22 protein-coding genes and 1 tRNA gene are annotated in these 21,585 nt (G+C 46.3%); 11 read left to right on the top strand and 12 right to left on the bottom strand.

Going from position 1 to position 21,585, the window contains the following annotated elements; genetic code table 11:
* Window positions 1–163: 163 nt before the first annotated feature.
* The 3 genes from OSC7112_RS12600 to OSC7112_RS39680 form a co-directional block, all read right to left on the bottom strand.
* Window positions 164–778, bottom strand: coding sequence for a transposase (locus OSC7112_RS12600; RefSeq protein WP_015211734.1), 615 nt, complete (start codon window positions 776–778; stop codon window positions 164–166).
* 76 nt (window positions 779–854) lie between these two features.
* On the bottom strand, window positions 855–1,364 hold the full coding sequence (locus OSC7112_RS12595; RefSeq protein ID WP_190274310.1) for a helix-turn-helix domain-containing protein: 510 nt from the start codon (window positions 1,362–1,364) through the stop codon (window positions 855–857).
* Between the two features lie 41 nt (window positions 1,365–1,405).
* Window positions 1,406–1,579, bottom strand: a complete 174-nt coding sequence (locus OSC7112_RS39680) for a hypothetical protein (RefSeq protein WP_190274391.1) — start codon at window positions 1,577–1,579, stop codon at window positions 1,406–1,408.
* 246 nt (window positions 1,580–1,825) lie between these two features.
* Between OSC7112_RS39680 and tnpC the strand changes: the two genes are divergently transcribed.
* The gene (gene tnpC, locus OSC7112_RS12590) at window positions 1,826–3,322 is read left to right on the top strand and encodes an IS66 family transposase (protein WP_015176254.1); all 1,497 of its coding nucleotides are present in this window, start codon (window positions 1,826–1,828) and stop codon (window positions 3,320–3,322) included.
* Here the strand turns inward: tnpC and OSC7112_RS12585 are convergent.
* The gene (locus OSC7112_RS12585) at window positions 3,315–6,002 is read right to left on the bottom strand and encodes an Eco57I restriction-modification methylase domain-containing protein (RefSeq protein WP_015176253.1); all 2,688 of its coding nucleotides are present in this window, start codon (window positions 6,000–6,002) and stop codon (window positions 3,315–3,317) included. The two genes, tnpC and OSC7112_RS12585, sit on opposite strands and share 8 nt — an antisense overlap.
* A 405-nt stretch (window positions 6,003–6,407) precedes the next feature.
* On the opposite strand from OSC7112_RS12585, the gene OSC7112_RS12580 reads away from it, so the two are divergent.
* The 4 genes from OSC7112_RS12580 (at window position 6,408) to OSC7112_RS39675 (ending at window position 8,674) form a co-directional block, all read left to right on the top strand.
* Window positions 6,408–6,611, top strand: a complete 204-nt coding sequence (locus OSC7112_RS12580) for a hypothetical protein (protein WP_015176252.1) — start codon at window positions 6,408–6,410, stop codon at window positions 6,609–6,611.
* A gap of 152 nt (window positions 6,612–6,763) precedes the next feature.
* A tRNA-Ala gene (locus tag OSC7112_RS12575) sits at window positions 6,764–6,836 on the top strand.
* A gap of 414 nt (window positions 6,837–7,250) precedes the next feature.
* A complete protein-coding gene (locus tag OSC7112_RS12570; protein ID WP_015176251.1) occupies window positions 7,251–8,462 on the top strand; it encodes an RNA-guided endonuclease InsQ/TnpB family protein in 1,212 nt (403 codons plus the stop codon).
* Between the two features lie 38 nt (window positions 8,463–8,500).
* A complete protein-coding gene (locus tag OSC7112_RS39675) occupies window positions 8,501–8,674 on the top strand; it encodes a hypothetical protein (protein ID WP_190274390.1) in 174 nt (57 codons plus the stop codon).
* Between the two features lie 451 nt (window positions 8,675–9,125).
* Here OSC7112_RS39675 and OSC7112_RS12555 read toward each other — a convergent pair whose 3' ends face one another.
* From OSC7112_RS12555 to OSC7112_RS12545, 3 genes are all read right to left on the bottom strand, one after another.
* Window positions 9,126–9,548: a hypothetical protein gene (locus OSC7112_RS12555; protein ID WP_041622503.1), complete on the bottom strand. Its 423-nt coding sequence runs from the start codon at window positions 9,546–9,548 to the stop codon at window positions 9,126–9,128.
* Window positions 9,549–9,660: 112 nt separating this feature from the next.
* Complete coding sequence (locus OSC7112_RS12550; protein ID WP_015176250.1) at window positions 9,661–10,071, bottom strand: hypothetical protein; 411 nt, start codon at window positions 10,069–10,071, stop codon at window positions 9,661–9,663.
* A 389-nt stretch (window positions 10,072–10,460) separates the two neighbouring features.
* On the bottom strand, window positions 10,461–11,246 hold the full coding sequence (locus OSC7112_RS12545) for a PspA/IM30 family protein (protein ID WP_015176249.1): 786 nt from the start codon (window positions 11,244–11,246) through the stop codon (window positions 10,461–10,463).
* Window positions 11,247–11,316: 70 nt separating this feature from the next.
* Here OSC7112_RS12545 and OSC7112_RS39670 point away from each other — a divergent pair, with 70 nt between their 5' ends.
* On the top strand, window positions 11,317–11,493 hold the full coding sequence (locus OSC7112_RS39670; RefSeq protein ID WP_190274389.1) for a hypothetical protein: 177 nt from the start codon (window positions 11,317–11,319) through the stop codon (window positions 11,491–11,493).
* Between the two features lie 54 nt (window positions 11,494–11,547).
* On the opposite strand, the gene OSC7112_RS12540 is transcribed toward OSC7112_RS39670, so the two are convergent.
* The 3 genes from OSC7112_RS12540 to OSC7112_RS12530 form a co-directional block, all read right to left on the bottom strand.
* A complete protein-coding gene (locus OSC7112_RS12540; RefSeq protein ID WP_015176248.1) occupies window positions 11,548–12,252 on the bottom strand; it encodes a PspA/IM30 family protein in 705 nt (234 codons plus the stop codon).
* 144 nt (window positions 12,253–12,396) lie between these two features.
* The gene (locus OSC7112_RS12535; protein ID WP_015176247.1) at window positions 12,397–13,623 is read right to left on the bottom strand and encodes an SPOR domain-containing protein; all 1,227 of its coding nucleotides are present in this window, start codon (window positions 13,621–13,623) and stop codon (window positions 12,397–12,399) included.
* Window positions 13,624–13,683: 60 nt separating this feature from the next.
* A complete protein-coding gene (locus tag OSC7112_RS12530) occupies window positions 13,684–14,898 on the bottom strand; it encodes an RNA-guided endonuclease InsQ/TnpB family protein (RefSeq protein ID WP_015176246.1) in 1,215 nt (404 codons plus the stop codon).
* A gap of 550 nt (window positions 14,899–15,448) precedes the next feature.
* Here OSC7112_RS12530 and OSC7112_RS12525 point away from each other — a divergent pair.
* Complete coding sequence (locus OSC7112_RS12525; protein WP_015176245.1) at window positions 15,449–15,778, top strand: hypothetical protein; 330 nt, start codon at window positions 15,449–15,451, stop codon at window positions 15,776–15,778.
* 229 nt (window positions 15,779–16,007) lie between these two features.
* Here OSC7112_RS12525 and menB read toward each other — a convergent pair whose 3' ends face one another.
* Entirely contained in the window at window positions 16,008–16,841 is an 834-nt protein-coding gene (gene menB / locus OSC7112_RS12520; RefSeq protein ID WP_015176244.1) for a 1,4-dihydroxy-2-naphthoyl-CoA synthase, read from the bottom strand.
* 448 nt (window positions 16,842–17,289) lie between these two features.
* Window positions 17,290–17,886, bottom strand: a complete 597-nt coding sequence (locus tag OSC7112_RS12515; RefSeq protein ID WP_015176243.1) for a TerB family tellurite resistance protein — start codon at window positions 17,884–17,886, stop codon at window positions 17,290–17,292.
* Between the two features lie 78 nt (window positions 17,887–17,964).
* Between OSC7112_RS12515 and tadA the strand changes: the two genes are divergently transcribed.
* The 4 genes from tadA to OSC7112_RS12495 all read left to right on the top strand — a co-directional run bounded on the left by tadA (window position 17,965) and on the right by OSC7112_RS12495 (window position 21,537).
* Complete coding sequence (gene tadA / locus OSC7112_RS12510; RefSeq protein ID WP_015176242.1) at window positions 17,965–18,465, top strand: tRNA adenosine(34) deaminase TadA; 501 nt, start codon at window positions 17,965–17,967, stop codon at window positions 18,463–18,465.
* Between the two features lie 434 nt (window positions 18,466–18,899).
* Window positions 18,900–19,628 carry a lysophospholipid acyltransferase family protein gene (locus OSC7112_RS12505; RefSeq protein ID WP_015176241.1) on the top strand — a complete coding sequence of 243 codons (729 nt, stop codon included), beginning with the start codon at window positions 18,900–18,902 and terminating at the stop codon, window positions 19,626–19,628.
* Between the two features lie 290 nt (window positions 19,629–19,918).
* Complete coding sequence (locus OSC7112_RS12500) at window positions 19,919–21,130, top strand: RNA-guided endonuclease InsQ/TnpB family protein (RefSeq protein ID WP_015176240.1); 1,212 nt, start codon at window positions 19,919–19,921, stop codon at window positions 21,128–21,130.
* A 38-nt stretch (window positions 21,131–21,168) separates the two neighbouring features.
* Window positions 21,169–21,537, top strand: a complete 369-nt coding sequence (locus OSC7112_RS12495; RefSeq protein ID WP_015176239.1) for a hypothetical protein — start codon at window positions 21,169–21,171, stop codon at window positions 21,535–21,537.
* Window positions 21,538–21,585: the final 48 nt, after the last annotated feature.

Here is a 21,585-nt window from a genome sequence, read left to right as displayed (position 1 = left end):
TAATCGCCCCTGACAGCATTTGAGTAAAAACTCGATGGCTGTACCACCAAATTAGCGGTGAATTGAGCCAACCTAGCAGACATAAATCGCTGTTAGCAAGAATGAAGGTTTTGTCATTTCCATAAGCACTAGTAGACGTAGGCGGGAGTTAACCTACCATTGATTATTTCTTCAATGCTTTGCCCGAATAAGTCCATTTGAAGGGTTTAGCCATTGTGCAATTGAAGTAATCGATGAATTCAAGGAGACGGGTTTTGAGTTGAGCTTTACTAAGGAAATTGGCTCGCCTGAGTAACTTACGAACCAAAATACTGAACCAAATCTCAATCTGATTGAGCCAAGAACAATGCTTGGGGGTGAAGTGAAACACGATTTTATGAGTGGGGTCACGCAAGAAATCGGATCGAGTTGGCATCGATTTAAGAATACCCGATACCCCTTTCACCCCGAGAGGAACCTCCAGCCCTTCAAATTTTGCCACAAACCGAACCAAGGATTCCGATTGATGAGTGTTCAAACAATCCATCACCAGATGCCATTTGACAGCATCAGGGTCACTAGCCATCAGGTGTTCGACGTGGCTCAGATAGTCCAACTCAGTTCGGGTATCGCCAATGGTCGCAGCGACCACCTGACCTTGAGCAACATCAAAACTCGCGATTAATGTTTGGGTGCCGTGGCGAATATACTCAAATTCTCGCCGCTCCCGTTTGCCGGGACGCATCCCACGGTCGGCAGACTTGCGCTCGATGGCTTGAATTCCTGTCATCTCATCCATCGAAATCGTCCGCTCTCCCCGCTCGGCACGCTCTATTGCACTCAGGTAGACCTCACAGATGTCTTTGATTTTTTCATCAAACTGTGGGTCGGGGGGGATTCAACCAGTATTGTGACTGGTGCGGTTTTAAATCGGCTTCTGCCATCAATCTCCCAACATGACGAGGGGAGATGCTGGTGACTATGCCTTGTTTGACCGCTTCATCTGCTAGCTCTCGTGCACTCCAATGACTCAGCGGTCGCCCAGATATTTCCGGTTTCTCACAAGCGAGCGCAAATAATTGAAGAATCTGTTCTAAGCTGAAGGTCATTGGACCTCCGAGTCTCTCGGCATCGGCTAATCGCTGCACCACTTCCAGATTTTTGACACTCAACTCTAACCAACGATGCCGCCACAACGAAGCCATCTCTCGACTGATGTTGAGGGCACGAGCGATTTCTCGATGATTGTATCCTTCGTCTGCTAACAGAATAATCCTGGCTCTTAAGGCAATTTGCTGGGGAGTCCGATGACGGTTGACAATCTGCCACAGTTGCTCTCGTTCTGGCTCTGCCAATTGCAATGGCTTTGGGGCTAGTCTGGGCATCGATCTGTTCTACCTTCTACATCTACATATAAATGGTAGCTCTATTCACGCCCAAGTGTACTAGAATTATCCCATGCGTATTGTGGCAAAGTTTGAATAACCTGATAAACAATTTTGGGCTGTTCAAAAGTCCTGTAGTAAGCACAGCTACGGAGTTCCCACCAGTAACGCCCTTTGTCGGAACGCTTAGACAGTTTTTCTTGCATCGGCTTCATATACTTATATACCGATGGAAATGTTTGTGCAAATACCTCCTCTGCTAGATCGTTTGCGTTACTCCACGGCCATAAACTATCGCTGCTAGATTTCAGCAAAATAACCCAAAGATTCGCCGTAACTGCTCACCGCAACTGCGTTGCGGTATTGCTAATGATGGCAATCGAGCTGGCCTCTGTTGCATCTGTTGCAAGTGTAGTAAGGGGTTGAGCCAAAGCCGACGAAAATAGAGTATAGTAGCTTTCATGCTTAAAACACCAGCACTGACCAGCGAACCACCAGAGATAGCCATCGCAGTAGAGCAGATGGCACAGACAATGCTGTCATTAGGAGAATGGCTGCTCAAGCAACAACAGCAACTCAAACAGCAACAGCGAAAACTGGCAGAAAAACAGCAGCTTATCGAAGAACAACAACAGGAAATCGAACAGTTAAAAGAAGCATTATCCAAGCTGAAAAACCGCTCCTCATCAAACAGTTCTATCCCTCCATCAGCCGACCAAATTAAAAAACCTAGCGACAAAAGCAAGCGAAAAAAAGGAAAAAAACGCGGTCCAAAATACGACCATCCGGGCAAGACACGAAATGGATTTGGCGAACCCGACCACATCATTGAGTTACAACCCGAGCGATGTCCAGTTTGTCAGGCAGGAGTTGAGGCGATCACAACAACACCAACCAAAGTGCAACAAGTAGCCGAATTGGTAGAGCAACCAGTAGAAATCAGAGAATACCGTCGCCCATTATGTCAGTGTGTTGATTGTGGCTGGTCGGGATACTCTCAACTACCACCCTCCGTCATCGAAGGGTTTAGCTATGGTAGCAGGTTATGTAGCGTGGTGGGTTGGCTGGGATATGGTGGTAACTTACCCTGGAGAAAACAAGAATATTTTGTGGAACACGTCTTAGGAGTACCCATCTCTCAAGGAAGTTTAGCCAAAATGCAGCGCTACTTTCAGCAAAGTTTGCAGCCAATTTATCAACAATGGCTCACCTACGTGCAACAGCCGGGAGTGCGCTGCGTAGATGAAACAACTTACTGTATTGATGGCATCAAGTATTGGTTGTGGGTAGCCACCAGCGATCGAGTTTGTGTACTATTATTAGCTCCGACTCGGAGTAGTGCCGAACTTCAGCAGTTATTGGGACAAAACTTTGAAGGCATTCTCAGCAGCGATTGTTTCAGTGCTTACAACCGACAATCAGCAGCGGCGAAACAGAAATGTTTAACACATCTGGAACGAGATTTAGAAGCACTCAAGCTCAGTCGATTTGAAGCTAATCGTTTGTTTGCCCAAGGCGTGGGTGAGATTTTAACCACTGCCAGAACTTTGCACAGGGACTATCATGCTGGGAAATTGAGTTGCCTTCAACTCGCTGGCAATCGTTCGGTAATTGAAGCTCAACTGCAAGCAGTTTTGCACAATCCACCAGTTACGGGATGGCCTGCCGATGCCCAACGATTAACCAACCGAATGCAACGTCATTGGACAGAGTGGTTCACCTTTTTAGATTATCCACAAGTGAAACCTGATAACAATGATGCCGAAAGAGCTTTACGTCCAGTAGTTGTACATCGGAAAGTAACTGGCGGGGCGCGCAGCGATTGGGGCGCTCAACTGGTGGCTCAAATGTTCAGCTTTCTCGAAACAGTTCGGTTGCAAGGACATGAAGCGATCGCGCAACTTTATCAGTTACTTTGTTTAGCAGGTCGTAGTCCTCCGGGTTTACAGTTCAGTTGAACTTAATTGTGGGCTTGTGACGGTAGCTATTTTCAGTGGCAGCCTGCATTTTGAGCTTGGGAAATTTCCCGTTTCTACAAAACGCGCAAATTTTTCCATCACCATTTGTGGCTCCATTTGCGATACTGCAACGCAGTTGCGGTGAGCAGTTACGATTCGCCCACTCTGGACTCCAGCGTTTAATATCTTGACCTCGCAAATAAGGTCTGATAATTTCAGCGGATTTAGGGTCTGCTTGAACCAGACTATTTTTAGTAGCTTCATCAATCAAAAAAGCTTCGTTAAACCCTGTTTTTATGCCATATAAAGGCTTAACGCCTGCAAAATCTTTTAGCGGAACTCCCACTTGTTTTATTTTCTGCATCAGCTCATCAACAGCCGGAGGTTCCAGACTCCAAGCATTCGCATTGAAGCGCGATCGCGAAATTTGATAGCCGTGTTGTTGAACGTATTGTGTAAGGTTGATATTCGCAAGTTCCTCGCGCGGAACCGGACAAACAATCACAGGCGAATTAGGTTCAGATTTACCGGGGTCAATCTCGCTTTCAGTTTCAGAGATACATAGAGAAGCGTTAGGTTTTCTGACTGCGACAATACAGGGAAAAGTATCAGCGTCTTCAAAAATTGGCGCGTGTCCGAAATCAATAATTTGCTCTAGTAAACCTTGACTGGCAAATAACTTGCGTAGAGGTTCGCCGTATCCAGACCTCAGCCATTTATTTGTGACAATATACGAAAGCACACCCTTCGGTTTGAGAATGTTTAACCCGAGTTCATAAAAGTAAGTATAAAGGTCTGCTACGCCGTTATATGATTCATAATTTGCTTGCAAGTATGGTTTAATTGGAGATAGCAACTCCTGCCGCACGTAAGGCGGATTGCCAATGACAACATCAAAACCGCCATCAGCAAAAATCTGGGGAAATTCAGCTTGCCAATCAAACGCTGTATCTGCTACATTACTGTCAGCGACTATCGAGTTTCCCGCTTTAATATTATCATCCAAATACGTCAGGGTTTTACCAGGTTCCGCCGTCTTCAACCACAGGGAAAGTTTAGTAATTTCCGCCGATTCCGGCAGCAAATCTACGCCGTACAGGTTGTTACTTAAAATGCTTCTGTCAAATTCCAGAGAGTTGCCGTTTTTTGGCTTATACCCCAAAGCATTCAATTCGCGATCGACTCTTTCGTACTGCTGCATCAAATAATCAAAAGCCGCAATCAAAAAAGCACCCGAACCGCACGCCGGATCGATGACGCGCGTTTTTTGCAGCACCTCGTCTCGATACGCTTTCCAAAACTTAATTGCAGTTTTCTTTGGGGGCTGAACCGAATCTTCAGCAACTTCGCCAATTAGGAATAAATCGCGCAATTCTTGCTCTCGCCGCTGCAAATAGCCGCCGAGAGAAACCTCGACAATATATTGAGTAATATAAGCAGGCGTGTAAAACACACCTTGAGTTTTCCGCTTGCCTTTTTTCTGATTGTATTCCTGCCCGGTCGTTTCAGCATTTAATTCTTCCAAATCTGTAACAGACTGCTCGAAAATATGCCCCAAAATATCGACGGAAACTTCGGTATCAAAATCAAATCGCGTCAAATTTTTAAGCAGACTGCATAAGGGATTTGGCACAGTCAATTGTGCGTCTAAAACCGGATCGAATTTAAATAAACCGCCGTTGTATCCCGGTACAGGAGGGTCATCATTTCCTACATCTACCCAGCGAAATACAGATTGATAATTTTCCCAAATTAATCTAGGATTGTATTGGTCTTTGTGGTCGTGAGCGTTGCCGATCGTGTTTCGCGGCAGCAACCCTTTATCTTCACAAAAAGCAATGAATAAAACGCGGTCTAAAGTTTTTTGAGCTTTTTCGATGAGTACGCGATCGCGGTTGGGGATATCCTGCGGCCCAGAAAAGCGAAAATGCTTGACGAGAGCAAGTCGAATTGCTTTGTACTCTTGATATAATTTATTAGTGATTTCCTCTTGAGCTTCGTCAGAGTCTTTTAACAGTCTGTCAATAACAGAACCTGTTTGAGCTTGGTTTTTAGGCAAAAAATTGCGGCGACACAGCAGAAAGTAAAACCGCTTAAAAGCTGCAATATCCGCCAAGTCAGTCAGAAAAAATTGTTCGCAATAAGCGGGAGTTTTATTGGTATGATAAAGTCGCAACTCTCGATAATTCGAGACAATAATCCAGCGACAATCTGGTGTATAATTAGCGTAGCGCCAACCTTGGTCAACTGCTGACTCCGATCGCCCGGATGCGGGACGGTCTAAATCATTTTTCGCCCCCTTGAGTTCGATCGGAGCAATCACTTTTCCTTGCAGGGACACGGCTTTGCCTTTAGGATTGCCAGCAGCAGTAAAAAAGCCGATCGCCCCGTCAGCAGAACCGCCCCCATCAGATATCGTTTGTTCCGCGTTAATTTCCCAAGCTTTCCCCGCACCTTGAATTACCGAGCAATATCCCAAAACATCCTGAAAGATATCATTAATAAAACTGCCGTGCAGCGAAACTTCTTTAACTTCGTCTAACGTACCAGTTTTAAGTGCAGCAATCCACGTTCCCAATTTTTGGCGGCGCACTTCCATATCTTGCGGAAAGCTAAAAGCACGCAAAGCAGTGTTGAGTGTTTTGCTGTGAAAAAGGGCGCGAGTAGAGCGATTTGTCATCTTTTAAAAGCAGATTAATCAAGTTAATTTTACAGCATCCAAGTGCAACAGCCGCTCAGACCTTCTGCTATCAAATCAGTTATACTCAAAGGTCGATCCTCTTCGTTGGCGTAGCCCCCGTAGGGGCGGGCTTCGCTAACGCACCCTACCCCCTCAAAAAAGCGTGTGAAGCGCAGCTATCCCGCAGGGAATCGCTGGCTTCCAAATCAAAAACGCCACCTAATAACGCTGACCTAGCTCTCATTTACTTTGCATATCGTAATTATTAAGCAAAGCTATCATTTTTGTTGAGGCGCTTTCCACTGCTGCCTCCGGGTTTTACGGCAAAAATTAAATAGGTCTGAGCTGCGCGGCACTCAGCCAAAAGTTTTGTTACAATAGGTACGCTGTTACAAATCGTAACTTATGCTGATTTCTATTTTAATAATTGACGTTGCCCTCGTTGCTTGGTCTTTGCACTTGATGCAGGAGGCGATCGCGCAACGGGAATTTTCACTAATGCTAGCTGGTGCTCTAGTTGCTGTCTCAGCAGCAGCTCTGGTAGTCGTCTACTTCCTCATGGGGTCTTGTTTGAGCCATTTAACCGAAATATCCCAACACACTTACTAAATCATAGTAGGGATTGACGATTATCCAGAAGCGAGGAGATGTTTTTTGACAAAAAGCCCAAAGCCTTGCCAGTCCAAGGCTCAAAATTAATTTTGTAAAAACGCTTGACAAATATTGGTCAGGTAAGGCATGATTGAGAGCGCGAAAAGAAAGGGGAATTAGCTCAGTTGGTAGAGCACTACAATGGCATTGTAGGGGTCAGCGGTTCGAGCCCGCTATTCTCCATTAAGAAAACCCGTTCACAGAGCGGGTCTTGTCGTTTATCCATCAAAACTGTTATATTGGACATTCTCAATTAGGACGACAGCAGCAGACAACTCCAGACATCTTTTACGATAAATTTACGATAAATTTTCGATATGCCAAAAGGTTCAGTAAATATTGAAGTTTTCAAAGAGCGTCTACGACTTGCCTGGTCATGACAGGGTAAACGCTTTTCGTTATAAAGAACACCCTGAAAACCCCGCGACTTCAGTCCGGGGATGAAAGGGGTAAGGAGGCTTTAGCCTCCCAGTATTTTTCATGAGATTTCTGAATTGTATGTACTGTAAATTACAACTATGTAAATCTTTGTGAACAATGAGAACCGGGTTAAGCCAACGCTGCTAGCATAAACCTATCGTGATGAGGGTCGAAGTCATGCTAGTTTTCGAGTTGAAAGCATACGGTAAAAAGCAGCAATTTGAAGCTGTAGACGAAGCAATTAGAACGGTGCAGTTCATCCGCAACAAAGCATTGCGCTTTTGGATGGAAAACGAAAAAGTCAACAAATACGACTTGAATAAATACAGCGCCATTCTAGCGAAGGAATTCCCGTTTTGCGACGACTTAAACAGCATGGCCAGACAATCGAGTTCAGAAAGAGCGTGGTCGGCGATTTCACGATTCTACGACAACTGCAAAAAGAAAGTCCCAGGAAAAAAAGGGTTTCCGCAATTCCAGAAAGACAACCGCTCGGTAGAGTACAAAACTACGGGCTGGCGTCTGGCAGACGACCGGAAATCAATCACTTTTACCGATAAAAAAGGAATCGGCAAACTTAAATTAAAAGGAACCCGCGACTTGCATTTCTACCAGCGCAGTCAAATCAAACGAGTACGCTTGGTAAGGCGAGCAGACGGATATTATGTCCAGTTTTGCATTCAAGTTGACCGTTCTGAAAAGATTGAAATCACGGGTAACACCATCGGGTTAGATGTAGGACTTAAAGAGTTTTACACTGACTCAAATGGCGTTGCAGTTGATAACCCGCGTTTCCTCCGCAAGGGAGAACGCAGGTTGAAGAAAGCCCAAAAACGAGTTTCAAAACGAGTCAAGGGTTCGCAAAACAGAAAAAAAGCTAGAGCGATTCTAGGGAAGCGCCACCTCAAAATAAGCAGACAGCGTAAAGATTTTGCCGTGAAGTTGGCAAGATGCGTCATCCAGTCTAACGACTGTGTAGTCTACGAAGATTTGAGGATTAAAAATATGGTGAAGAATCACTGTCTGGCAAAATCGATTAACGACGCTTCTTGGTATATGTTCCGAATTTGGCTGGAATATTTTGGCAAAGTATTCGGAAGAATTACGATTGCCGTACCAGCTAACGGAACAAGTCAAGAATGCTCTAGTTGCGGAACAATTGTTAAGAAAAGTCTCTCAACGCGAACCCACGCTTGTCGGTGTGGATGCGTATTAGATCGTGACTGGAACGCAGCTAAAAATATCCTAAGTCGGGGATTGAGTACGGCGGGGCACGTCGGAACTTGGATCTTAGATCCGAACGCTTGTGGAGAATTGACCGCTACCGATGTTGAAGTAATTCTGCATCGGCAAGTCGATTCTGCGAATCAAGAATCTCCTCGGCTTTAGCCAGGAGAGTGTCAATTTTACCAGAATACTGCTCAGAAATGAACAAAATTGAACGGGAATGGCAACAACTTAAAAATCATGAACTGGTAGGAAAAATGTTTGAAGACGAACTAGATATTGCCTACGCAGTAATTGATGGAATTGAAGCTAGAGGAGAACGAGGAAATTATACAACTAATCGCTTTAAATTTAGTTCCCGTTCTCGCTCTTAACATTTCTTTACTTACTTTGTTTGTTTTATGCCGACCTACTTAAATTCGAGCTTTTCTTTTACTCTTAATACTCAATTGCTTGGTAATAGATGTATAATAATGCAAAGCAAAAAGCAGATTAATTCCAAAAAACACTAAAGTTAAGACAAATGTAAAAAAAGACGTAAATGACAGCCTGGAAGTCATCGTAAACATCGCCAAAATGATTGAGCAAAGCCCAAAACCGGAAGCAAAAGAACTTAAAAGCAGCAACCGAACCTTAGACATAGTTTAATTTAAAGATTATCAGTAAAATGCACTCTTGGCAGCTACAGAGGAGTGCCAAATGATACTTATTACTATATAGCGGAATTGCTCAGTTCCGCCAAGCGCAAAACGACTGCTTTCCTAAAAAGGTTTGAATTATACAGAAAAATACAGCCCGCGCTCTTGTAAACTCCTGTTGCTCGACTTAATACCAATCAAAGGAATTCCCCCGCCTCCGCGAGCATTCCACCTTTCGCCGTACAGTCACCCCAGCCGCAATCCCGCTGACAGCAAAGTATTTGCTTCCAAAACCGCGCTTTCCCTGGGATTCCAAACATTGCCAAAATCCACAAACGCCGTCACCTGCAAAACTCCTTGGTTGTCGCGGGTGCGCTTGCATCGGATACCGCAACTCGGCTGAATCAAAAATCCGGCTATCCGCCAGCAAAGCCTCCTGACGGTAGCCCCGCAATGTGTCCGATCCCCCTATACCGAATGGTTCGATCGGCAAAAGCTCTGCCCCAGCCAATTCCACTTCTCGCCTGCAGGTACCGATACCGATCGCGATTTGTTTTCTGGGATTTTGCACGATCGGCTCGCGGTAAATCAACTGCCAACTACTTCCCATCGATCGACTTTTATCGTACCCGGAATCTTAGCAATTCTGCAGGCTGTGCCAGTGGGGGAACAGCAGGTGGCAAAAGCGGTTCGCCTGAAGGCAAGGGCTTTGGTGTTGCGGGTTATGGGAGAGGAGCCGGATTTGGCAGCCGCGGGTTAGGAATCGGAAATTCGTGTCTATTTTCTCCTCGGTTCGGCAATTGAGGGAGAGTTTCTGCAGGCTCACTTTGGGTCGATCGATCGAACTCCGGGATGCTATTTTCTTGCTCTTTACTGCCTCTATCTAATTCTGAACCCGAGTATAAATCACGAAGCCGATCGCGGTCGTCTGCTGTTTCTTGATTTAGTTTTAATTGAGACAGTAAATTATCCTGTAAAATGGGCGCTTGCACCCCTGAGTCGGTAGCAACCATCGACTCGTTAACACTTAGAGCTGATAGCAGTGCGGGACAAATAGCTGCAATTGAAAAACCAAGTGCTAATGCCTTGAAAAACTTGATTTTACAAAAGCCTCTAGAAAATTGCACGGGCATGACAGGTTAGCAATATTTGATAGTTATTTACACTTACGATCGGGCGCGACCGACGCAATTGCAAGGAATAAAATTACTTTATCACTTTTTAAAGAGTTAATTTCTTAAATCAATATAAAGATAGTTGACAGCACTCCTGTTTTGTGTAATGACAAATTGCTCAAAAACTCTTACCTCCCAAGCTAGACTTCTTGCAAGAAATAAAATTACTTTATCACTTTTTAAAGAGTTAATTTCTTAAGTCAATATAAAGATAGTTGACAGCACTTCTGTTTTGTGTAGTCAAAAATTACCAAAAAAACTCCGACCTCCCAAGCTAGCCCTGTAGGTCGGCGGAGCATTCTATCAAACCTGCGATCTGAGAAATAGGTAAATTTTGATAGAGATTACTACATTTTATTGAGCTGCGATCGCAATTCTTCCAACTCAGCGTCAATCACCGGGCTCGACTCCGAGCTACTAGCTGCTGCCGTTTTACCCGCAGCCGGCAATTGACCTTGAGACACAGAACCCCCGGTCAGTTGAGCTTTCATCTGAGCCAACTCGTCGTCAACATCACCACCGCTTTCGAGCAAGCGGAACTGTTCCTCTAAATTGCTGCTGCCGGCTGCCAATTCTGCCGAAGCCCCCGCGCGAGCTTCAATCTGCAAAACTTTTTCTTCCATGCGATCGAAAGCCGCCATTGAACTGCCAGTATTCAAGGTGCCAATGGTATTGTTGAGCTGTTCCTGAGCCTTAGCAGCCGATATCCTCGCTTTGAGCATATCCTTCTTAGTCTTAGCTTCAGAAATTTTGCTCTCCAAACCGATCAAGTTGCGCTTGAGACTTTCCACCTGAGCCGATTGCTGATCCAGACTGGCTTTCAGCGTAGCCGCCGTTTCAGCGTGAGACTTTTTGCGAACCAGCGCTTCCCTGGCCAAAGTCTCGTCTCCTTTTTGCAGGGCTAGCTGAGCGCGCTGCTGCCACTGGTTAGATTGAGATTCAGCTTGATTGTACTGAGTCTGGGTGCGCTTTTGAGTGGCGATCGCGCTGGCAACGGCCTGACGCAACTGCACCAAGTCTTCCTGCATATCCGTAACGGACTGTTCTAAAATCTTTTCCGGGTCTTCAGCTTTATTGACCAGATCGTTAAGATTGGCTTTGACGACTCGGCTAATGCGGTCAAATAATCCCATAATGCTATTTTTCCTGGGTGAGGTGTACGAAGTAGGCGGAAAGCAGGCTTGATAGCCCTAGCCCGCAGTTGTGAAATTCACTCTTGTCAGATTTTTAGTGCGATTTAGTTTTTGGCAATTTTTGCAGACAGATAAATCCAGTTTAAAGCGATCGAGTAATGCGATGCAGGCAAGCTTATTCATGCACCTATCTATTGAGTTTAACGTCGATCCGGGAATTCCCCAACAGGCTTCGAGCCATCTCTAGCTAGGCTGTTGAGAAGTTTTTGCTCGTCCCGACTATTGTTCTGCTGCTTGGGGTTCAGGATGCGGGCGGCTCGCCCGACGGCAATTTGGGTGTATTGTTGCCCGGAAGCATTTGTGCTTTCATCGCCGCCAACTCGGTATCCACATCGTCGGCACCTTCGAGAGAGAGAAACTTCTTTTCTAAATCATTAGTTCCGAGTTCTGCGATTGCTTCGGAGCGAGCTTCTAGCTGCATGACTTTCTCTTCCATCCGTTCAAACGCGCTCAAAGCACTGCCGGTACTGAGATTGCCCATCATTTCTTGAAGTCTTTCCGACGATGCGGCCGATCGAGCTCGGGCAATGTACATATCTTTTTTAGATTTTGCCTCGGAAATTTTACTTTCGAGAGTCCGCATATTTTCTTTAAGTTTAGTCACAACAGCGTTCTGTTGTGCGAGACTGGCTTTCATCGCCGTTGCCGTTTCTTGATAAGATTTCTTGCGCGTCAGAGCTTCCCGCGCCAAATTTTCCTCGCCTTTTTGCAAAGCTAGCTGCGCCCGCTGATGCCATTCTGCTGCTGTAGACTCAGCTTGGGAGCACTGGCGTTCAGTGCGTTTTTGAGCTGCAATCGCTCCTGCCACAGCTTGTCTGAGCTGCACTAAATCTTCCTGCATATCCATTACAGCCTGTTCCAGAATTTTTTCGGGGTCTTCTGCAGCCCCGACCAAACTGTTAATATTTGCTCGAATCACTCGCCATAGGCGATCGAATAATCCCATTTTGCCCGTCTCCCGATTTTATTAAATTTTAGATTTAGGACTAGGAATTGACAATTACAAAACCAATTTTGTGTTAGACAAAACATTCCTCATTGTCTAGCTTTGTCTAACAATTTAGTTAAAGTTTTTCACCCTTTACCTAATTTATGGCTGATAGTATTGTGGCTTCACCCCTTTTTCTTGGAGTTCTTTCACCAAACGTTCTGCTGAGGCAGGATCGTTCAAAGCCCCCATTTGGATCTTGACACCCTTTGAGAAGTTCCGCACGTAGGCATCCGGAACTGCTCTTCTGGCTTGCTGCAGCGATTTTTCGTCGGTGTAATCGGTGACAACGTAATAGAAACCGTCTGCCGCCCGTGCAGGCCTTCCCAGTGGGGATGCGGCGGCTGGGGATGCGGCGGCTGGGGATGCTGTCGCCGGGGATGTGGCGGCAGGCTGGGCTGGGGAGGGTGTTGGAGGCAGTGTCGGCAGTGTCGGCACTGGCTGGGCGGCGCTAGGGCTGGGAGTAGGAAGCAAAGCCGTACTCAGATTGTTGAGTCCTTGTTCCCTGCCTCTGGCCGGGTTGCCGTCTTCTGTAGGAATTGGCACAGCCCCGCTGGGGCCCGGAGGCGCTGGCGGAGTTGGCGGGATTGAGGCTTTTGGTGACGGGGAAGGAATCGGGCTGGCTGTCGGCTTGACATTGCTGAGAGTGCTCAAATCTAGCTCGACAAATTCCTTGGATACCAGATTGGGAGCTTTCGGCAGTTCCTTGGTGCTGGTATCTGAGATGGCAGTAGAGGCGGGACTGTCGCTTGAAGAGGGTGCATTGCGATCGAGCAAACGGTTCAGGCCGGCCATCTTAACTAGATTTGACGGGTACATGACTGCGTAGCCCAAAGCTGTGCATGACAGCAAAAACAGCAGCATCGAACTCAGTCCCAAGGGAGTTAACAAACTGGCGGCTAAACTGCGTTCTACCGTAGGCTCAGCTTTTGACTCGTCCAAACTTTCGATCAGTTTTTCGCTTGATTCGAGATATTTGTTGGGTGCGAAGGTACTGCTAGATAATTTTGTGCCGCCCTTGGTAGTTGCTAGGGGGGCATCGCCCTGAGTGCCGGCAAGGGATAGGGGCAGCGATAGCGGCTGCTGGGTTTCCTCCGCAGTCTCCGGCGCCAAATTTTGGGCTAGCTGTTGCTCGGTTGTGGCTGTTTGCTTGCCGGTACGAACTGAGGGCGACACCCACTGTTCGGCGCGCCGCCTGTGCCTTCTGTATGTTGTCAGTTCTGCTTCTAGGTTTACATCTAGACTCCCCAGGACTGCTTGCAAAGCAGGCTTGATTGGGGTTGAAGAGGATTGATGATTTGGGGATTCCACCGAAGAACGCTTACTCATTAGCAAAACTCCTACCGCCTCTGAATTAATTTTAATGTGTTGATTTTGACACTCCCGGGCCTAAAGGCGTGGGGATTCTTGCTTCGCAGGGATTCCAATGAATTTACCCTCGGCAAGCATCTTGACCGTATGCCCTACGGCTGCAAGTCCTCGCTTGAGAACTACTTGTGCGGCTGCGACATCTTTGTCGGTTGTATAGCCGCAATTGTGACACGAGTGAGTGAGTTCTGATAACTCTTTTTTGCCTGTTTCGTTAAGGCAATTGGGACAGATTTGGCTAGTCTTTTTAGGATCTACTTTCTGGAAATACACACCGCGCTTAAAGCAAGTTTGCTCCAATATGTTGAAGAATTGCCCAAACCCAGCATCTAAGCAGTGCTTACCTAACATCCCCGCTTTCAGTCCGACCAGATTAAGGTCTTCGACAAACACCATACCCGCGTCATCACAGATTTGATGTGACAACTTGCGATGCCAATCTTTTCGGCAGTTTGCCACGTGTTCGTGCAGCAAAGCGACTTTTTTCTGAGCCTTTTTCCAATTATTTGACCCGATTTTTTTTCTAGTAACGCGCTGTTGCAGCAATTTAAGCTTGCGTTCGGCGTCAGCTAAAAACCTCGTTCTTTTAATTAAAAGCCCGTTAGAAGTTGCAATCAAATTAGTCAACCCTACATCAATTCCTACGGGATTGCCGTGAGGAATGATATAGGGAATTGAGACATCCCATTGCAAAGTCAACATTATATACCAGCCACTAGACCGTCTAACGACGCGAGCTTGTTTGATGATTGCGCCCTGGGGGATGGGACGCGACTGACAAAATTTTATCGAGCCAATTACAGGCAATTTAAAGCGGTTGCCTTGATGGAAAGTTGTACCCAACTGTGGGAAACTCAAAGACCTCAAAGCCCCCTGTTTTTTGAACCGAGGAAACCCGTGATTTTGCTCCCACATACTGACGAAAGCTTTTTCCAATCTCCGCAGCGTTTGTTGCAACACCTGAGCGTTGACTCGCTGCAATGCGGGGCTGGTCTTCCTGTATGCCGTTAAAGCCTTGCACTGACTTGAATATGTCGGTCTAGGTACCTCAGCAGGAATAATATACTCGGAGCTAATGGAGCAAGAGTCGATCGGACATTTGCGTGAGTTGTACCAGTCTTTGCGTTCTCTTAGGGCATAGTTGTACACCTTGCGGCACTGTTCTAGCCAATCTTCAAAAACTGCTATTTGTGTCGCTGTGGGCTTCAACTTAAATTCAAACGTCAAATTAAACACTTGCTTCACCTCCTTGACTTAGTATACAGCAAGTCTACTAATCGTCTAAGGATTTCTTAGAAATCATTAAAGTCCCCGCTGATGGGCGAGGCTCTCACCCCAAAATTTAGGTAGATATAAACAAGAAGCTTGAAAACTTGCCTATTTTATGATTAGCTACTTTTGGCGTCAATCCAACAGGGACCCGATCGCCTGCTGTCGATCGCCAGCAGGTATTTTTCATTTTCATTTGCCAACTTAATTGCTGGTGTTTCCTAGAGGCTGCTTACCAACACTCTCAGCCACTTTTTGTATCCTAAGCTACTGCTTATTTGTAAGCTCTCATACTGGTTGGGCATTTGTACTTTTTCTTGATCCCTAACGGCTTTATAAACTTTTAACCTGTGTTTTTACCTATACAATGAGCAAGCACCGAGCCAATTGTTTCTATATATAACGAGATTATAAATAAATTATAAAATTTAATTATGCTCCGGGGATCGCTACAACCCAGACAGCATAAAGGTTGGGATGCTCTAAAACCTGCTAGCTCTACAAAGGAGAATTAGAGATGAAAATGATTTCCCTAAGAACTTTTATGCAAACCTCATTAACTGCCCCTTTAACTTCAGCTTGTGGTCACTGCCGTCACTATACCCCTGAGGGCAGACGCGGGGGTGTTTGCGCTTTACTAGGCGGGCCGGTTCAAAGTCACTGGAAAGCTTGTGCTTTGGCGGTTTCGCCTTTTAAGTCATCTTGGGAAAACATAGAAGAAATTGGACTGTGGCAAGAACCGACTCTGACGCTGCAGGATGCCACCGTCAATCTTTCCGAGCGCAATTCCTGCCAGCTTACAGGCACAACGTTAACCGAAAAATCGGCAGCAGCAGTCTCGGTTTAGCTAGTCGGCAGCAGGATAGGTCATACCATTTTCGATTTTCGATTTTAGATTGGGGAATCACCGATCATTATCATGGTTTGGATATGACACAGCAGTTTCATTCTTTTTGGGAACTGGTATCAATACTGACACTTTTGGACGATCGGGTGCATTTGGCTTTACTAACTCATAAAAATTAGCAGCATCTACTTTAATATGAGCGCATAAAAAAACTGATTTTTCCATCCAGCTATGGCAGCCAAGGATATTGACTAAAATCAGGTTGCCGTTTTTCCAAAAAGGCTTGTTTGCCTTCGGCGCCTTCCTGGGTCATATAGTACAGCAAAGTGGCATTCCCCGCCAGTTCTTGCAAACCGGCTTGACCGTCGCAGTCGGCATTAAAAGCAGATTTCAAACAGCGAATCGCGATCGGACTTTTTTCGAGAATTTCAGCAGCCCACTGAATCCCTTCTATTTCTAGTTGTTCGACGGGCACGACGCAGTTGACTAAACCCATTTCTAGGGCTTGCTGCGCGCTGTACTGCCGACACAAAAACCAAATTTCTCTGGCTTTTTTCTGGCCGACGACTCTGGCGAGATAGCTAGCTCCGAAACCACCGTCGAAACTGCCGACTTTGGGGCCGGTCTGTCCGAAAATAGCATTGTCAGCAGCGATCGTCAAGTCGCAAATTAAGTGCAGAACGTGACCCCCTCCAATTGCGTAGCCTGCAACTAAAGCAATTACAACTTTGGGCATCGATCGAATCAACTTCTGCAAGTCGAGCACGTTCAACCGGGGTATGCCACCTTCGTCTACATATCCCGCCGAACCCCGCACGCTTTGGTCGCCGCCGGCGCAAAAGGCGTATTTGCCGTCTGTATGAGGCCCCGCACCGGTGAACAGGACAACGCCGATTTTTGTGTCTTCGCGGGCATCAGTAAAGGCATCGCACAGTTCCAGCACGGTTTTGGGACGGAAAGCGTTCCGTTTGTGAGGTCGATTGATGGTAATTTTGGCGGTCCCGCCGCTTTTGTGATAGAGAATGTCTTCGTAGGTTTTGGCGGTTTGCCATTCAATTTGCATAATCAATCAATTTGAGATTTGACACCAAGCTGGGTCTATCAAGGCAGCGACAAGTCGCTTTTAGATTTTAGATTGATTCGGTTCAATGGGATACAAGGGTCGATCGACTCTTGCAAAAAAAATAAACCGGGACTTAGGCAGAAACCAGGTTTTCGATCGACATAGGCCGTGCAGCGCTCTTGGTAGGGGTTAAACAACCCGGTTTTTGAGGGTAAGAGCGCCCCAGTCCCATGTCAAATGGAAACAGGGTCAATCGATTTGAGATTTTTGATTTGAGATTTTAGAATTGAAGCATTGACCCCACGGATCGAGTCGGGGGCTCCTTTATCGGATACAGGTTTTTTATTTCTGGACGGATGAATCCGGGGGCTTGTATCTTGGATGCTTTCGATCAAATCCTCGAAGTCCTTTGACTACTTTTACTGCCCCAAAATTTATATGCGCTGGATTATTTGCGGAGTAAAATACTCAGCAAGTGCTTTGCTGCTTTGCCAAATACCGGATCGCGGGACTCGAATTCGCTGGGATCGAGTAAAGCTTGAACTTCGGCAAAAGCTTCAGAGTCGAGGGTTCCTTCTTTAGTAAATAAAGTGTCTATGACTGCAATGTGTCTGGAGTCGAGGCCGAGCCGATTTGCGATCGACTGTAGGTACATTTGCTCCCGCAGGTCGATGTGTCCGTCTGCCGCTGACATTTCGTAGCCAGAACCGATGAGCAACAGTTTTTCTGATTCGGAGAACAAAGCTGTCAGGGTTAGCAATTCCGTGGGGTTGAAGTAAACCTGCTGTTTGGATACTCCTTTGACAAGGCGCTGAATTAGTTCTACCCGATCGCGGTCGCCGCTGGCAAAGGCTTTGAGAGTCTTTTGCAGCCGTTCTTCTTCTTCAACTGCGATCGTCCTGTCAATAATCATCACTCCGCGCAGGATGGAAATCAGAGCCGTCAGAAACACTACCAAAGGAGTGATATCTTGTTCGCGCAGCTTTTGCCGGCTAATGCGGCACAACAGCTCAACAATTTCAGCGGTAATCGTGGTGGTGTCCATAATTAAAAATGACTTTCTATTAAGCTCTAAAGTAACTTTCTTTCTCGATCTTAAGTTTTTCTGTTACGTAGGTATGACGTGAATTCTAAAACTGAGCCGTTGTCTATTAGTGATACTACTTATTTTATTCACAAACGCTGGATGACTAGGGCTGTGGAACTGGCACAAGCAGCCGGTGATGCCGGTGAAGTACCCGTGGGTGCTGTAATTGTTGACGGTACTGGCAAATTGATTGCTGAAGCGCAAAATCGGCGAGAGCGAGATTGCGATCCGACTGCTCACGCTGAAATCTTGGCTTTGCGGGCTGCCGGCAAAGTTTTGCAAGACTGGCATCTCAACCAATGCACGCTCTATGTAACGCTGGAACCTTGCCCGATGTGCGCTGGTGCGATCGTCCAAGCTCGGATTGGTCTGCTGGTATACGGAGCAGATGACCCGAAAACTGGCACGATTCGGACTGCGGCTAATATTCCAGATAGCGCGCCTTCGTGTCACCGCTTAGAGGTGCTCGGCGGTATTATGGAGTCTGTTTGCCGCGATCGGTTGCTTTCTTGGTTTGAAGCGCGGCGGAAAAATTAACAGGTAAAATTTTTTACTTTCTTCGGGGGGAGGTTTAATCGAAATTGACAATCAAGCATCCAGGATACAAGCCCCCGGATTCATCCGTCCAGAAATAAAAAACCTGTATCCGATAAAGAGCCGAACGTATTTATCCGTGGGGGTCAAGGCTTCAATTCTTTAATCTTTAATCTAAAATCTAAAATCTAAAATGGATTGACCCTTTAGCTGGAATAATAGATCCGTAATTGCCCGCTCAAGCTTTCGAGGCGGCAGACTGCTCTGCATTAGTGCTGTCGGGTTGGCTGAGGTTTTACCTGTGAGAGATTATCTCTTGCGGGCGCGATCGCTCGATCGGCACAAGGCCAATAGCAAAAGTGTCCCGATCTAAAAACTAAAGATTTGGCCAACACCTTACTTTAGACTTTAGATCTCGATAAAGCAGCTTAATTGCTATGCCCCACACCGCCACGATCGCCGTTGAGTCCAGTAAATCATCTCTAGTGAAGCCAATGCCTGCCAAGGTAGCATCTAATACCTCTCGCGTTTCTCCTTGGTTAACCTCCTTGCTCTATCCGCTAGGTCACTATGTTGTCCTACCGTTTCATTTTGGCAAGATTGAGATAACCGGACAGGAGCACTTGCCGAAAGACGGGCCTGTCATCTTAGCTCCTACGCACCGCTCCCGGTGGGATGCCCTGATGATGCCTTATTCAACTGGACAGAAGGTGACTGGACGCGATTTGCGGTTTATGGTAACTGCTGATGAGGTCAAAGGACTGCAAGGTTGGTTCATCAGACATTTGGGGGGGTTTGCTGTGGATCTCAAGCATCCGGCAATTGGCAGTCTGCGTTATGGGGTGGAACTACTCCTTGACAAGGAAATGTTGGTGATTTTTCCCGAAGGCGGTATTTTTCAGGATGGCGAAGTTCACCCGATTAAGCCGGGATTGGCGCGTTTGGCAATACAAGCAGAGTTGAGCCAACCGGGTTTGGGCGTGAAAATTGTACCGATGAGTATCCGCTATCGGCCGCGCATTCCTCAATGGGGTTCTCAGGTAAAAATTGCGATCGGTGCTCCGATTTCCGTTGCGGATTATGCCCGTGATGGGGGCGGTAAAAAAGAAGCACGAGTCTTGACGGCCGAGATCGAAAAGGCTCTTAAAAAGCTTGATGAAAGTTGAGAAGAAGGCAGAAGGCAGAAGGCAGAAGGCAGAAGGAATTATGATATAATATCTTCCGGTGCTGTGGAGAGATGCAGCACTTATTTCCCTGGTTTGTTATAAATAATACCCTGAAAACCCCGCGACTTTAGTCCGGGGATGAAAGGGACAAGGAGCCTTTAGCCTCCCAGTCTATTTTCTGAGCTCTCAGGATGGCGCTGTCAAGTAAAACCATGTAAATCTTTGTGAACAACTAGAGGGATATTAAGCCGACTCTGGTAGCATAAGACTATCGTGATGAGGTCGAAGTCATGTTAGTTTTCGAGTTGAAAGCATACGGTAAAAAGCAGCAATTTGAAGCTGTAGACGAAGCAATTAGAACGGTGCAGTTCATCCGCAACAAAGCATTGCGCTTTTGGATGGAAAACGAAAAAGTCAACAAATACGACTTGAATAAATACAGCGCCATTCTAGCGAAGGAATTCCCGTTTTGCGACGACTTAAACAGCATGGCTCGACAATCTAGCTCAGAAAGAGCGTGGTCGGCAATCTCCCGATTCTACGACAACTGTAAAAAGAAAGTCCCAGGAAAAAAAGGATTCCCGCAATTCCAGAAACACAACCGCTCCGTAGAGTACAAGACTACGGGCTGGCGTCTGGCAGATGACCGGAAATCAATCACTTTTACCGACAAGCAAGGAATCGGAAAGCTCAAGTTAAAAGGAACGCGCGACTTACATTTCTACCAGCGCAGTCAAATCAAACGAGTACGCTTGGTAAAACGGGCAGACGGATATTATGTCCAGTTTTGCATTCAAGTTGACCGTTCTGAAAAGATTGAAATCACGGGTAACACCATCGGGTTAGATGTAGGACTTAAAGAGTTTTACACTGACTCAAATGGCATTGCAGTTGATAACCCGCGTTTCCTCCGCAAGGGAGAACGCAGGTTGAAGAAAGCCCAAAAACGAGTTTCAAAACGAGTCAAGGGTTCGCAAAACAGAAAAAAAGCTAGAGCGATTCTAGGGAAGCGCCACCTCAAAATAAGCAGACAGCGTAAAGATTTTGCCGTGAAGTTGGCAAGATGCGTCATCCAGTCAAACGACTGTGTAGTCTACGAAGATTTGAGGATTAAAAATATGGTGAAGAATCACTGTCTGGCAAAATCGATTAACGACGCATCTTGGTATATGTTCCGAATTTGGTTGGAATATTTTGGCAAAGTATTCGGAAGAATTACGATTGCCGTACCAGCTAACGGAACAAGTCAAGAATGCTCTAGTTGCGGAACAATTGTTAAGAAAAGTCTCTCAACGCGAACCCACGCTTGTCGGTGTGGATGCGTATTAGATCGTGACTGGAACGCAGCTAAAAATATCCTGAGTCGGGGATTGAGTACGGCGGGGCACGTCGGAACTTGGATCTTAGATCCGAACGCTTGTGGAGAATTGACCGCTACCGATGTTGAAGTAATTCTGCATCGGCAAGTCGATTCTGCGAATCAAGAATCTCCTCGGCTTTAGCCAGGAGAGTGTCAAGTCTGTATTAAGTGTGAGCATTAATGGATTGTGCTTTGAACTTTAAGCCTGGTCAAATTGTCAGTTTAGAATGTGGAGATGCGTGCCTGCATTCAGAGGTGATCCAAGTGGTTGAGGCACGTCAAGTTTGTTGGGTGCGCCCTTTGATGTTAGTGGTATCGGCGTCGGGGAAGGATTTAGCGGCAGAATACACTTTATCCGATTTGCGGGATGGTGCTGATTTGCTTTGGCCCGGGAGTTTGTTTCGCGCGGCTTTAGATACTGAGGTAATTTCGCTGTTGACTCAGTTGCAGTCTCTGGACTCTGAGAAAAAGGATGGTGCGATCGCATCTCGGCAACTTAGAGATTTTGTCGATCGAGTTTGGGAAGCTTTTCCGAGTGCTTTTCATTAATCACATATCAGGCGTTTTGTGTATTAGTCCGCCAGGGGTTGAAAACCC

It is taken from the genome of Oscillatoria nigro-viridis PCC 7112, from assembly GCF_000317475.1.
In the GTDB taxonomy this organism is placed as follows: Bacteria; Cyanobacteriota; Cyanobacteriia; order Cyanobacteriales; family Microcoleaceae; genus Microcoleus; species Microcoleus nigroviridis.
This window is presented reverse-complemented; position numbering and strand designations above follow the sequence as displayed.

What these genes read in the sequence shown, in the direction of transcription:
- OSC7112_RS12600 (WP_015211734.1), bottom strand. Translation starts at nt 778, where the DNA reads ATGGATGAGATGACAGGAATTCAAGCCATCGAGCGCAAGTCTGCCGAC.
- OSC7112_RS12595 (WP_190274310.1), bottom strand. Translation starts at nt 1,364, where the DNA reads ATGCCCAGACTAGCCCCAAAGCCATTGCAATTGGCAGAGCCAGAACGA.
- OSC7112_RS39680 (WP_190274391.1), bottom strand. Translation starts at nt 1,579, where the DNA reads ATGAAGCCGATGCAAGAAAAACTGTCTAAGCGTTCCGACAAAGGGCGT.
- tnpC (WP_015176254.1), top strand. Translation starts at nt 1,826, where the DNA reads ATGCTTAAAACACCAGCACTGACCAGCGAACCACCAGAGATAGCCATC.
- OSC7112_RS12585 (WP_015176253.1), bottom strand. Translation starts at nt 6,002, where the DNA reads ATGACAAATCGCTCTACTCGCGCCCTTTTTCACAGCAAAACACTCAAC.
- OSC7112_RS12580 (WP_015176252.1), top strand. Translation starts at nt 6,408, where the DNA reads ATGCTGATTTCTATTTTAATAATTGACGTTGCCCTCGTTGCTTGGTCT.
- OSC7112_RS12570 (WP_015176251.1), top strand. Translation starts at nt 7,251, where the DNA reads ATGCTAGTTTTCGAGTTGAAAGCATACGGTAAAAAGCAGCAATTTGAA.
- OSC7112_RS39675 (WP_190274390.1), top strand. Translation starts at nt 8,501, where the DNA reads ATGAACAAAATTGAACGGGAATGGCAACAACTTAAAAATCATGAACTG.
- OSC7112_RS12555 (WP_041622503.1), bottom strand. Translation starts at nt 9,548, where the DNA reads ATGGGAAGTAGTTGGCAGTTGATTTACCGCGAGCCGATCGTGCAAAAT.
- OSC7112_RS12550 (WP_015176250.1), bottom strand. Translation starts at nt 10,071, where the DNA reads ATGCCCGTGCAATTTTCTAGAGGCTTTTGTAAAATCAAGTTTTTCAAG.
- OSC7112_RS12545 (WP_015176249.1), bottom strand. Translation starts at nt 11,246, where the DNA reads ATGGGATTATTTGACCGCATTAGCCGAGTCGTCAAAGCCAATCTTAAC.
- OSC7112_RS12540 (WP_015176248.1), bottom strand. Translation starts at nt 12,252, where the DNA reads ATGGGATTATTCGATCGCCTATGGCGAGTGATTCGAGCAAATATTAAC.
- OSC7112_RS12535 (WP_015176247.1), bottom strand. Translation starts at nt 13,623, where the DNA reads ATGAGTAAGCGTTCTTCGGTGGAATCCCCAAATCATCAATCCTCTTCA.
- OSC7112_RS12525 (WP_015176245.1), top strand. Translation starts at nt 15,449, where the DNA reads ATGAAAATGATTTCCCTAAGAACTTTTATGCAAACCTCATTAACTGCC.
- menB (WP_015176244.1), bottom strand. Translation starts at nt 16,841, where the DNA reads ATGCAAATTGAATGGCAAACCGCCAAAACCTACGAAGACATTCTCTAT.
- OSC7112_RS12515 (WP_015176243.1), bottom strand. Translation starts at nt 17,886, where the DNA reads ATGGACACCACCACGATTACCGCTGAAATTGTTGAGCTGTTGTGCCGC.
- OSC7112_RS12505 (WP_015176241.1), top strand. Translation starts at nt 18,900, where the DNA reads ATGCCCCACACCGCCACGATCGCCGTTGAGTCCAGTAAATCATCTCTA.
- OSC7112_RS12500 (WP_015176240.1), top strand. Translation starts at nt 19,919, where the DNA reads ATGTTAGTTTTCGAGTTGAAAGCATACGGTAAAAAGCAGCAATTTGAA.
- OSC7112_RS12495 (WP_015176239.1), top strand. Translation starts at nt 21,169, where the DNA reads ATGGATTGTGCTTTGAACTTTAAGCCTGGTCAAATTGTCAGTTTAGAA.